The 11,878-nt window shown below is 37.4% G+C and carries 12 protein-coding genes and 1 pseudogene; 8 read left to right on the top strand and 5 right to left on the bottom strand.

All coding sequences use genetic code 11. The features are described 5' to 3' along the window. Window positions 1-77: 77 nt before the first annotated feature. Window positions 78-713: a LysE family transporter gene (locus ACOZ9X_RS14785; RefSeq protein WP_423418844.1), complete on the top strand. Its 636-nt coding sequence runs from the start codon at window positions 78-80 to the stop codon at window positions 711-713. Window positions 714-755: 42 nt separating this feature from the next. On the opposite strand, the gene ACOZ9X_RS14780 is transcribed toward ACOZ9X_RS14785, so the two are convergent. Continuing rightward, a complete protein-coding gene (locus ACOZ9X_RS14780; protein WP_423418843.1) occupies window positions 756-1,484 on the bottom strand; it encodes a TraR/DksA C4-type zinc finger protein in 729 nt (242 codons plus the stop codon). Between the two features lie 305 nt (window positions 1,485-1,789). Here ACOZ9X_RS14780 and ACOZ9X_RS14775 point away from each other — a divergent pair, with 305 nt between their 5' ends. From ACOZ9X_RS14775 to ACOZ9X_RS14765, 3 genes are all read left to right on the top strand, one after another. Then, window positions 1,790-3,286: an HD domain-containing phosphohydrolase gene (locus tag ACOZ9X_RS14775; RefSeq protein ID WP_423418842.1), complete on the top strand. Its 1,497-nt coding sequence runs from the start codon at window positions 1,790-1,792 to the stop codon at window positions 3,284-3,286. A gap of 15 nt (window positions 3,287-3,301) precedes the next feature. Further along, window positions 3,302-3,880 carry a GNAT family N-acetyltransferase gene (locus tag ACOZ9X_RS14770; protein WP_191752779.1) on the top strand — a complete coding sequence of 193 codons (579 nt, stop codon included), beginning with the start codon at window positions 3,302-3,304 and terminating at the stop codon, window positions 3,878-3,880. 190 nt (window positions 3,881-4,070) lie between these two features. After that, window positions 4,071-4,433 carry a hypothetical protein gene (locus ACOZ9X_RS14765; RefSeq protein ID WP_423418841.1) on the top strand — a complete coding sequence of 121 codons (363 nt, stop codon included), beginning with the start codon at window positions 4,071-4,073 and terminating at the stop codon, window positions 4,431-4,433. Between the two features lie 38 nt (window positions 4,434-4,471). Here ACOZ9X_RS14765 and ACOZ9X_RS14760 read toward each other — a convergent pair whose 3' ends face one another. Further along, window positions 4,472-4,876, bottom strand: coding sequence for a hypothetical protein (locus ACOZ9X_RS14760; protein ID WP_423418840.1), 405 nt, complete (start codon window positions 4,874-4,876; stop codon window positions 4,472-4,474). Between the two features lie 196 nt (window positions 4,877-5,072). On the opposite strand from ACOZ9X_RS14760, the pseudogene ACOZ9X_RS14755 reads away from it, so the two are divergent. Then, window positions 5,073-5,634 (top strand): annotated as a pseudogene (locus ACOZ9X_RS14755) (site-2 protease family protein); the annotation flags it as partial. An 884-nt stretch (window positions 5,635-6,518) separates the two neighbouring features. Further along, the gene (locus ACOZ9X_RS14750; RefSeq protein WP_423418839.1) at window positions 6,519-7,541 is read left to right on the top strand and encodes an NlpC/P60 family protein; all 1,023 of its coding nucleotides are present in this window, start codon (window positions 6,519-6,521) and stop codon (window positions 7,539-7,541) included. A 44-nt stretch (window positions 7,542-7,585) separates the two neighbouring features. On the opposite strand, the gene ACOZ9X_RS14745 is transcribed toward ACOZ9X_RS14750, so the two are convergent. Next, the gene (locus tag ACOZ9X_RS14745; protein ID WP_423418838.1) at window positions 7,586-9,265 is read right to left on the bottom strand and encodes a hypothetical protein; all 1,680 of its coding nucleotides are present in this window, start codon (window positions 9,263-9,265) and stop codon (window positions 7,586-7,588) included. A 424-nt stretch (window positions 9,266-9,689) separates the two neighbouring features. On the opposite strand from ACOZ9X_RS14745, the gene ACOZ9X_RS14740 reads away from it, so the two are divergent. Both ACOZ9X_RS14740 and ACOZ9X_RS14735 read left to right on the top strand, forming a co-directional pair. Further along, window positions 9,690-10,115: a PH domain-containing protein gene (locus tag ACOZ9X_RS14740; protein WP_423418837.1), complete on the top strand. Its 426-nt coding sequence runs from the start codon at window positions 9,690-9,692 to the stop codon at window positions 10,113-10,115. A gap of 12 nt (window positions 10,116-10,127) precedes the next feature. Then, a complete protein-coding gene (locus tag ACOZ9X_RS14735) occupies window positions 10,128-10,676 on the top strand; it encodes an HAD-IIIA family hydrolase (protein ID WP_423418836.1) in 549 nt (182 codons plus the stop codon). Between the two features lie 36 nt (window positions 10,677-10,712). On the opposite strand, the gene ACOZ9X_RS14730 is transcribed toward ACOZ9X_RS14735, so the two are convergent. Both ACOZ9X_RS14730 and ACOZ9X_RS14725 read right to left on the bottom strand, forming a co-directional pair. Continuing rightward, window positions 10,713-10,943: a DUF3953 domain-containing protein gene (locus tag ACOZ9X_RS14730; RefSeq protein ID WP_423418835.1), complete on the bottom strand. Its 231-nt coding sequence runs from the start codon at window positions 10,941-10,943 to the stop codon at window positions 10,713-10,715. Window positions 10,944-10,961: 18 nt separating this feature from the next. Beyond that, entirely contained in the window at window positions 10,962-11,870 is a 909-nt protein-coding gene (locus ACOZ9X_RS14725; RefSeq protein WP_423418834.1) for a YitT family protein, read from the bottom strand. Window positions 11,871-11,878: the final 8 nt, after the last annotated feature.

The following is an 11,878-nucleotide window of genomic DNA, read 5'->3' as shown; positions in this document are numbered from 1 at the left end:
TCCTTCCGTACTATTTCTGATATAAATCTCATATTTTTTAAGTATCTTAGACAAGCCACATGAATAGGGGGCACCCATTGAACGAAATCTTAATATTGAGTGTTCATTTCGTTGTGCTTGGTATCAGTTTAGCTATTCCAATCGGCCCTGTTAAACTCGAGATGATCAAACATGGGTTATATGGTGGGTTTTGGCCATCTTGGCTCGTTGGAATTGGGGCAGTTTGTGCGGATCTATTGTTTATGTCACTTATCTTTCTAGGACTCTCGCCTTTCCTACATGAAAGATGGATAACAGTTTGCATGTTGCTAACCGGAATTATGATGCTAAGTTACTTAGGAATTTCAACCATCAGAAATTCCGTTACATCCTTAAACCTACTCAAAGAAAACAATAAAAACGTAAAAAAACCTTTTTGGACAGGTTTTGTTATCGCTCTCATGAATCCTTATAATTTTTTGTTTTGGTTTGGTGTATATGGTGGTTCTCTTCAAAGCATACCATCTACATCAAATGATTTGATCAAAATTGGGTTAAGTCTTTGCATAATAGTGGGAATTATTTTATGGAACCTTAACGTGGCTTTTACCGTTCATTTTTTTCGTACGCTGATCAATGACTTTACAATAAGGTGGGTAGCAAGATTAGCTGGAATCGGTTTACTTGCCTTCTCTAGCTTCCTTACGTATAAATTATTCACATTGTTTTCATAAAGCAAAAGGCGCTGACTAAAAATAGTCAGCGCCTCAAGTTTTTTACTTATCATACTTGTCTCTATCTGATTGTTTCTCTTCTTCTCTGTCTAACTCTTCTTCATACTCCTCGTGATTTCTGTTCTGAACCACATTTCTTTCTTTTCCTGTAATGTCAGTAGCTACAAAACTTTCATATTCTTCTACAAATCCGTCATCATCATCAGAGTCTTCATACATCTCGTTATAGTCTCTTTTATCAGGATCGGTAAAGTCTGAAGGCGTTTCACTCGTACCATATTTAGCAACGGACTGCCATGCATCTTCTCCATCAAAGAATGTAGCATCCTTATTGTCATTGCTTCTAGTTTTATAATCTGGACCAATAACCTCTTCTTCAATAGGACGGTCATCTGATGAGTTTTGTGCAGGACTATGCTCTTTACAATATAGCGTAAAAGGGACTATCTCTAAACGTTCTTTCAGAATGTCATTGCCACACGTTTTACAAATTCCGTACTCGCCTTTTTCGATACTTTTTAAAGCTGTGTCTATATCTTCCAGCTCTTTTTCATGTAGATCATTTAGAGCAATATCTTTTTCCTTTTCAAATAGTTCTGTGCCGAGATCACCAGGATGATTATCATAATTAGACAGTTCGCCTGTTGATTCTTTCGGAAATTCTGAATCATTACCAAAAGACTCGTTTCTTTCTCTCATACCTTTTATCTCTTCTTTTCGTGATAATAAGATTTGTTTAAAATGGTCCATTTCTTGTGTAGATAATGCCATGATTCAATCTCCCTTCTTACTTCCATATACCATTTCATACCCTTTATTCCGAATAATTATCCATCCTGTGTATTTTGCACCATTATCATACATGCTATACTAATCAACAACTCATTACCTCTGTTACCTATAACTACACCGTTCGTTTCTCCGCTTCTAAATCATCAAACAGTCTCTTGTAAATCGAAATACCTATTTTTTAGCAAAAAATGTTCTAAAGTGTTGAAAAATTGCTTTTTTTCCAACTTTTTGTAAGGTATGCTAATAATATCTTTTTAAAGTAATAGTAAGAAAGGCGGTGAATCATGAAAATTTATGAGAGTTTTGAAAAACGTTTATTAAAAAATTATGTGATTGGTTCAACCGCTGCTGTTTTAGGAGTAGGAGGCGTATTTGTTTTTACTACCCTCCGTTTGTCCATGTTTGAATTTATGATCTTGTGTGGTATTCTTCTTACTTCTTGTGTGATTATGTTTTCACTGGAATATGTTTTCTTTCGAATGCATACAGCTATTTTTAAAAATTACTTTTCAAAACAAAAACCTGCTTTACAGCTCGCTGAAAAAACATATTTTCACGCGCATCATTTCCCGATCAGAACTGTAAAGAGAATTCTCGGTCCTCATCTGTTAGGATTATCTATACCAGCGCTATCCTTAACTGCTATAGCGATCTCACTAGATTATTTATCACTTCCCTATTATTACATGTATCTGGCATCACTCGGAGCGATTTTAGTAGCAGGAATGCATGCGATTATCGAATTCTTTTTAACCACTAAGGCCGTTCAGCCTGTGCTTCGTAAAATTCAAGAAAGAACGCTTAAGGACCATGGGAAAATACTTTCTTTAGCAACGTCTAAACACATATCTATTCAACGTAAAATTCAGTGGAGTACTTTATTTATTGGAACGTTTCCACTTCTTTTATTCGCACTTGCAAATCAAGTACGACTATACCATCTATCAGCGCCTGTGAATGGATCGTATTGGAGCTGGGCTTTCTTTATCTTATTAATCGGTATCTCTTTTGCTATCTATGGAGCCTATTTGTTGTTTAAAGATATCCAGCAGCCTATGGACGAACTTCAAGCAGGCATGTATGAAGTCCGCACCGGAAATTCTAATGCAAAAGTTCATGATCTGTATTCAGATGAATTTTCTAAACTCATAAAGGGTTTTAACCATATGGCTCATGCGATACAATCTCGTGAGCATGAAAATAAACAGCTGCTCGAAAGTTTTTTCGCGACTATGGCCGCAACCTTGGATGCACGTGATCCATATACAGCAGGACATAGTTTACGAGTTGCTGATTATGCAATGAAGATCGGTCAGATGGCTGGATTGCCGTTTCAACAATTGGTACAGCTTCGGAAAGCCGCACTTTTGCATGACATTGGAAAAATTGGAATACCCGATGTAGTTCTACTAAAAGAATCTAAATTAACATCAGAAGAATTTGAGCAAATAAAAAAGCACCCGGTAATAGGTGCTGATATCCTTGCTCAAGTACAGCCTTTCGATGCTATGCAACCGTTGTTACCTGGGGTTCGTTATCATCATGAACGCTATGATGGGAAAGGTTATCCTGAACAGCTGGCTGGAGAAAACATTCCTATTTTCGGAAGGATTATTGCTGTTGCCGATGCTTATGACGCAATGACGTCTGATCGGCCATATCGTAAAGGGATGACTCATGAAAAGGCATTGGCCATTTTGGAAGATGGAAAAGGCACACAATGGGATCCATACTTAGCCCAACTTTTTATTGAAGAGATGTCATTAAAATCTATTTCTTAAAACAGGAGGTTATTTTTGAATACATACGATCATTTTCCAGTTATTGAAACAGATAGACTTAGACTAAGACCAGTCATTGAGTCAGATATAAAGGAAATTTATGCAGCGTTCTCAGATGGTGACGCATTACGTTATTATGGAATGGCACCTTTACAAACTGAAGAAGAAGCCTATGAGCTTATTCAAGCGTTTGAAAAAGGATTTACTACAGGAAGTTCAATACGTTGGGGAATCATCTTAAAAGAACAAGATAAACTCATCGGAACATGCGGATTTCACAATTGGAGCAAATCAGATCGAAGGACAGAGCTTGGTTATGAACTAAATCGTGCCTATTGGAATAACGGATTCATGATCGAAGCGTTACGAGCCATCCTTCATTACGGATTCAACGGGATGGAATTTAATCGGATAGCCGCTGTGATCAGACCCGAAAACAAAGTTTCCCGTGCGTTAGTGTCTAAACTTGGTTTTCATGAAGAAGCTTTACTACAGGAACACCAAAGAGTGGGTGACCACTACTATGATATGTACATCTATTCCCTACTAAAAAAGAACGCAGATTTGTATGAACAAGAAGCTAATAGTCTTTAGCTTCTTGTTTTTTGTACTCTTTTCTAAAGCTTTGGAGCTATTTAAACTTGTTGCTTTGCCAGTAACCATAAAGGCAAAGAGCACCTTCTTGATCTATTCGCCTATTTACGAAGATAGCCCTACATTAATCCGAAATAGGTTTCAAAGTAACTTACTAGAGGTATGAAAAGGAAAAAGGAGGTAATCAGGTATGGAACAAAAAGGAACGTTTTATGTAACGGCGAAAGGTGATTTACAGCCCCTTCCTACTGACGACCATGTTCATTATTTTGAGATTCTAGCTTCTTATGATGAGAAGCAACAGCTAGAACATCTTTTTGCTGAAATGCATGCGAACAATAAACAAGAAGGCTTGGATATTTTCTCACCAAAAAGACACTTTTCCGAATCACATGCTGAATACCATCGAGGAAAAGACAGCAAGCTTGTATACGAGTTATTTAGATATCTCTACTTATTAGGAACTGAAAAAACAAAGCGGGAAATTGAAGAGATGGAAGTTTTGCCAGAATTGTATGAAGCAAGCCATGATACGATTGAAAAAGTAAAATAGCACCGGAATCTTTTCCGGTGCCTTTTTTTAAGCTATTATTATTCCCACTCTATCGTTCCATCTTCTTTAATCCAAAATCTTACCATACCTAAATCCTCCAACGCATGCTTGATCGTATTCGCTTTTTCACGATAACTTGGAGTGTCAGGATGAGCAAGTACTAAGGTTTTAGCAGGATTTTTTTCATGACTTTTTAGTAGATTTACAAATTTAAGGCAAAATTCATTCTGGTTTTGATAGCCAGTTAGTTCAGACATATTTCCTTCAGCTGCGATGAGAAGTGTATGATATTCATTCGTTGCTGTCAAATCTACACCATCTATCTCATGGCAAGTTTCCGTTTCATAACCTTCGCGTAATAAATATGTTTCAACTGCTTTTACCACTTCTGCTTTGTTCATAACAAATGCATCATTAATGTATGGATGGTCATGTAAAGCCAAACTCATCACTCCTTCTTATCTATAACAGCATTCGCAACACTTTCCTATCAATAGAGGGGTACTTAAATGTCGTATACCCCTATTTTTCTATCAAAAAACCGCCTATAAAGGATTTATCTAAAAGAGAAACTTCTTTCCCCTTTCAACGTATTTCCTATAAGATAGAAATAAGAAACTATAGTTGGGGGATTCGTACATGGCTCAAAAAGCTGAAAAACAAAACCAATCCCGTATATGGACCATCATAGCGGGAATAGGTTTGTTTCTGTTAAGTAAATTAAAGTGGGTGTTCGGCCTGCTTAAATTAGGGAAATTTGCAACACTCATCTCCATGTTCATATCACTTGGTGCATATGCGGCGTTTTATGGCTGGAAATTCGCAGTAGCCATCGTTTATCTTATTTTTGTGCATGAGATGGGCCATTTAGTCGCAGCTAAACAAAAAGGTATCAAAACATCGCCAGCGATTTTCATCCCCTTTATGGGTGCAGCGATCGGTATGAAAGAGATGCCTAAAAATGCTAAAGACGAAGCGTATATCGCGTATGCAGGACCATTGTTCGGGTTATTATCTTTCTTACCAGCTGTGTTTCTGTATGAAGCGACTGATGAACCATTCTGGGGCTTGGTCATCTTTTTAGGGGCACTGATCAACTTATTTAACTTGTTCCCTGTCTCACCACTCGATGGCGGAAGAATCGTTGGGGTTCTATCTACTAAGATCTGGTTCATTGGCTTATTACTTGTTCTGCCTTATTTGTTCATATCACCAGATCCAATCATTTTCTTAATCTTCATTTTCGGTATCTTAACTTGGTGGAAACGAGTTCGTGAAGACTTCGAACAAAACAAGTTAAAAGAGACGCTTACTTTGTTTCAATCCGAACAAGAGAAACTTACTGTGATCAATCAAGAGATGAATGAGTACAAAGACATGCCGAACTTTGGTTATATCATCGAAACTTACTTAGAAGATGTGCGAGTTGCCAAAGATAGGCTAAAACGAAATATGCCTTCTGGTTCTTCATTTCCTGTCCTACAGGACAAGAAGAAGATTCGTAAGCATCGTACATTAGTAGAAATTGAAATATTAAACAATCGTGAACGTTTCTTACAAACACTTTTAAATGAATATGAGAGCAATCAACGTCAGAGAGAATATATTCAAAACATGTATCAAGAAGCTGATCCTGAGGAAATCGCAACTTTGCCAGAGCTTCAGAACTTTAGCCATAGCAGCTTGTTTGAAGCTTATGAACAAAGCCTGTTATCTGAAAAAGCGAAAACAGAGAAACAATTTGAACAAACAAAGAACTATTACGTTTCAAACACAAAAACAAAAGTGATCGTGTTGATTATGTATCTATTGTTAGCAGGAGTCCTATCTGCTTTTGTTGTGTACGGCAATCAACTTATGGATGCAAATCGTTTCTTAATCAGCTAGACCTAAAAAGCACCTCTTGATGGAGGTGTTTTTTTATACCCTTCTTTTTACCTGCATCAACTTTTTTATAGGACATTGGCTACAGAAATTCATAAACGTACAAAGGGCTTTTTGACTTATCTTTTGGATAAATAAAAGGAATGCTTCATCAATAACACGAATGGTGTAGAAAAATAGACAAAAGGAGCGAATATCACGATGCAAAAATTTCTTAAAGTTTTATTTTCACTCGCTGTGATACTTGGTATATTTTCAAACACAGCTTCAGCTGAAAAAGGAACACCAAACGAAGACCTTGTTGGAATAGACATGTATGTAAATGTTGCTGCAGCGACTCTTTGGGTTGGACCAGATGCAGCAAGACCTGTAGATGATCCATCCGTTTCAAACCCAGTTGACTTACGAAGCTGGACAACAAGTATGACGTATGAAGAGAAGCTTTGGCTAGTTGGGGAACTTGAAACACAAGCCCTATACGGTCAAAAAGTCCATATTTTAGATCAACAAGGTGATTGGGTAAAAGTTGCGGTCTACGGCCAGCCTACACCTAGAAACGAGCTCGGCTATCCGGGATGGATGCCTCTTTCACAATTAACTTATTCTAAGACTTACAGTAAAACTGAAGGAAAACACTTTGCATTGATCACGAGTCCAACAGCTTGGCTTTCAAAAGGACCATTCGGATATAAAAACGATCTTGAAATAAGCTATAACACAAAGTTACCAGTCATTAAAAAATCATCAAAAACAATCGCCGTATTAACACCTGAAGGAAAAGTGCGCTGGCTTGATGCGACAGATGCAAAAGTATACAAAAGTGAAAGTGATATTCCAGTTCCGACTGGAGAAGCTCTTGTAGAAGAAGCTAAGAAATTTCTCGGTCTTTCTTATTTATGGGCTGGTGCATCAGGATTTGGGTTTGACTGTTCTGGTTTTACACACACCATCCATAAAGCAAATGGCATTACCATTCCAAGAGACTCTGGACCACAGTCTAAAGAAGGGCTGATCGTGGATAAAGACCAACTGCAGCCAGGGGATCTAATGTTCTTTGCTTATGATGAAGGAAAAGGACGCGTTCATCATGTTGCGATGTACGCAGGAAACGGTATGATGATCCACTCTCCAAATACAGCTTCTACAGTAAGACTGGATCCGATCTCAACACCTGCATATGCAGTAGAGTTCTCTGGTGCACGTCGTTACATTCCACAACCATAACAAAAAGCAGAGTACGATGATGTGCTCTGCCTTTTTATTACCTTCTATTCTAAACCTTCTATTTTCATCTCCATTACCGGTAAGAATGCTTCCCCTGTATTTTGATAAGTTACAGTAACCTTATCTTGTTCTTTTAAATAGATGGCGAGCGGATTACTTTCTGATGATACGATATAGCTCTGACGGTTATCTAACAAGAAGGATACGGTCGTATAATCTCCAACTTTTTCTTTATATACACGAAGAACGGTTCCAGAAACCTGTTTTTCTTCAGCATTTGATGTTCCGTCCACTGTTCCTCCGCCTCGTTGCAATGCTGTTTTATATTGTTTTATCGCTGCATTCGGTGTATTAGCGTATACAGAGATCTCTGGATTTGCAGCAGAAACGATAAAATAGTTCTGTAAGAATCCATTCGAATCAAGTACAGGAGTGAGCCAGCTTGCTTCTCCATAGAAGTTATAGAGAACAGGCATCTCACCGTCCCATTTTTTCTCAATAAATTTCTTTTCTATGATCTCTAAAGCTCCTTCAGAATCCATATAAGACTCTTCAAGATTACCAGTGTAATAGGTTGCCTTCCCCGTTCTTGCATCTGTTAATGAATAACCGAGCATAGAGTCGACTCCCTCTTTCGGACTTGTGAAGTCGGTAAAGTAAAACATATTCCCATTCTCATCAAAGATCGGGCTCACATTCGCTTCCGTTCCTTCATCAGAAGGCAGTTTTACATCTTTTTTACCAAATTTGCTGTTCCAAAAACCATGTACATAGTTACCAAAGTAGCTGTTTTGAAGGCTGACTGTTTCTGGAGATACAGCCCCATCAATAAAGGCTGGAATATCCTTGATCAAATATTTTTTTGTATCCCCATTCTTCGGATCTGTTACAACGATACCTTTTACTTTAAAGCCGTTACGCGCTGAGATGAACTCTCCATAGGAGCGAATGTAGAACGGTTTTCCATCATCATCGATCTCTAGTTGTGGATTTCCGTAGAAAATGTACTCTGGAAAACTTGAACGCATGTGACGTTCAACGTTCTTATTAAAATACGAAGATGGTGTATAGCTCATCTCAGATTTAATAAACTTTGGATTTGCTGAAGAATCAGTTGCGCTTAATGTAAAGTACCCTGGTGTCACATCACCGTTCCACCACTTAAAAAGTCCAGAGAACTCTACGGGCGCAATATATACATATTTACCATCCACTTTTTGTATCTGTAGGTTTCCTAATTCATAGAAGCTCGTGTTTGGTACTTGACCAAATGACTTTCTCATTTTATTTCTTGCAAACTTGGGTGGCACACTTGCTGGTGTTTCCTTCTCATCAAAAGACTCGATCTCTGTCTTTTCAGCCATTTTGGAAGACTGATATTTTTCACCCGAATTAAAAAGTCCAGCAGAAAGAAAAAAGATACCAATCATCACGCTGACAAGAAATAAGACTATCTTGATTAATCTCTCTTTACCTGTTGCTAAGTACGCACCAATGGCTGTAACAATAATCGCAAAAATCCATATGGAAGAAAAATTACGATCAAGATTCGTTATATAATAGAAAACAAATACAACAGGAATCGTACAAATGATAGTACCGATCATTGCCCCAGTCAGGTTGTTTTTCTTCTTTTCTTTAACAGGTTTTTTGCTGCTAGAGATCGGAAAGATTACCAATGCTGCAGCAAGCCCTACAATGATGGAAAATAACAAGATGTTCATAAACTATCCCCTTTTTTACATTTACTTCTTAACCCTATTAAGCAATACGATTGAATATGTAAAAAGTTCCATAACAAATTCTTGAATGAGAAAAACTTAGAAATAAACAACATGCCGTTTTCTTTTTATTTTATAATGGAATAAAAAGGATGTAATTGTCCCTTAGGTTTAGGTTATTAAGCTGTTTTTTATTATTCGTTATAGTGTTCCCTAACCTATTACCGTTTTTAATTACTAACTACCTACCTGAAGGTACAAGAGCTCCTTTCCAACTTCTTCTTAATATCCTTATGCTTCTTATAGTAATTCATTTTTTAAAACTCGCTCACCATAAGAAAAATGCAGCGATTATTACGTTGTTCTTCTTTTTGATTCTTTATCTTTTAACGATATCCATTATTCACTTTATAGGAGTTGTTATACGATGAAATACTCATCAAAAAAAGATTGGTGGCTTGGATTGATCCTCTGGGGCGCTGTTGCTTATGGAGCTTACATCAGTACATATGCCTTAATAACAGAAAAGGCAAACCTTCTAGGAATATTGATTACGGTCATCATTAACCTTGCCTTAATTGGCTTCATCAGCTGGCTTTGGTTTACGACCTATTACATTCTAGAAGAAAAGGAACTGATCATTAGAAGTGGTCCGATCAACAAAAAAATTCCCTATCGTGAAATCTCATCAGCACATAAGACGCTGAATCCCCTATCAAGTCCCGCACTCTCTTTGAAACGAATTAATATTACCTACCAGTTTGGGATGGCTCTTATCTCTCCAAAAAATAGAGATGAATTTTTACAAAAATTAAGTGAAAGATGTCCGAATGCAACAATCAAATTTGATTAGGAGCTGTTATTGATGAATGAAACATATCAAGCTGCTTTTTTCGATCGTGACGGCACGATCGGTGGTTCAGACGAGATAGAGTATCCAGGGGATTTTAAACTTTTTCATTATACAGAAGACGTGATTCAAATCTTTAAATCCAGAAATATTCCTGTTTATTCATTTACGAATCAGCCTGGAATAAGTCGTGGTGCCGCAACTGAAACAGACTTTATCAATGAGTTAAGCGCGTTTGGGTTTGATGATGTGTATCTGTGTCCACACCACTATTCAGAAGGTTGCGAATGCAGAAAACCTGCCATCGGCATGCTGAAGAAAGCCGCAAATGATCATAATCTTGACCTATTAAAGTGTGTCGTGTTTGGTGACCGATGGACAGACATTGTAGCTGCCAAAACTGCAGGAAGTAAGGCTATATTAGTACTAACTGGTTCAGGCAAAGCTTCGTGGAATCAAAATCATAAAACTTCTATTATTCAACCTGATCATGTCGCTTCAACATTAAAAGAAGGAATGACATGGCTGTTTGAGCATACGAGTTCAATCCAACATGTGAAATAAAAAAAACGCCTCGAACAAATCGAGGCGTTTTTACTATTAAATAATAATGGATTGTACAAAAACATAAAAGTTGAATGCAAATGCAGAAAAACAGAGATAGCTGGATCCATTTTTTCTTTTTTGCCGTTCTTCAAATCCCATAACAAGTAATAATAAAGCTAGTCCTAGAGAAGTAAAAGGAGTAATAGAAAGACTTTCTGTAGTAATGCTATAGACCGCAAGTAATAAGACGATTGCAGAAAAAACAATTTTCAACTTGCGAAACATAGAAGCCACTCCTTTACTTTAGTGAATTCCTTTTTTCTTAAACCTTCCACCTTTTACTTCAGCAATATCTGCAATGGCTAAAAAGGCACTCGTATCAAACTCGTCGACAATGTCTTTGAGCTTTGCCTCTTCTAGACGTGTGATCACACAGAATACTACACCTTTTTCGTCACCGGTATAAGCGCCTTCACCTTTAAGGTATGTAACGCCACGTCCTAAGCGATGAAGAATGGCATCCCCGATTTCTTTATGGTTATCACTGATGATCCATGCGGACTTCGATTCCTCCAGTCCTGTAATCGTTAAGTCAATCGTTTTAAAAGCAATGAAGTAAGCGATCAAAGAGTACATCGCTCTATCCCAAGTGAAAACAAAACCTGCCGCTCCAAGAATAAAGATATTAAAGAACATAATAATTTCACCAACAGAAAAAGGCAGTTTGTTATTTGAGAGTATAGCTAAGATTTCTGTCCCATCTAATGACCCACCACTTCTTATTACCATTCCGATCCCAACTCCAATAAAGATACCTCCAAAAACAGTAGCTAAAAGTAAATCGTCTGTAAATGGTGGAACGGGATGCAATAATGTTGTCGCGATTGAAAGAACGATGATTCCATATAATGTTGAGAAAGCAAATGTTTTTCCGATCTGCTTATAACCAACAAAAATAAATGGTAAGTTCAATGCGAATAGAAAGAGTCCTAATTTTAACCCTGTTATGTGAGATAGCATGATCGAGATACCAGCAATCCCACCATCAATAACATTGTTGGGCACTAAGAATATTTCAAGCCCGACTGCCATCAATATGGCTCCAAAAGTAATCAGGATGGCCCTTGTAGCGAGTTTTCTTTTCGTTAACTTTTTGTGCTGTTTTTTTATTTGTTCCATGGCTTGCGTATTTGTAATCGCTTCTCCTGTCATAAATGTAT

The sequence above is a fragment of the Fictibacillus nanhaiensis genome (genome assembly GCF_049537595.1).
Classification (GTDB): Bacteria; Bacillota; Bacilli; order Bacillales; family Fictibacillaceae; genus Fictibacillus; species Fictibacillus nanhaiensis_F.
Note: the sequence above shows the minus strand (reverse complement) of the source record. Positions and strands in the feature narration are given on the sequence as shown.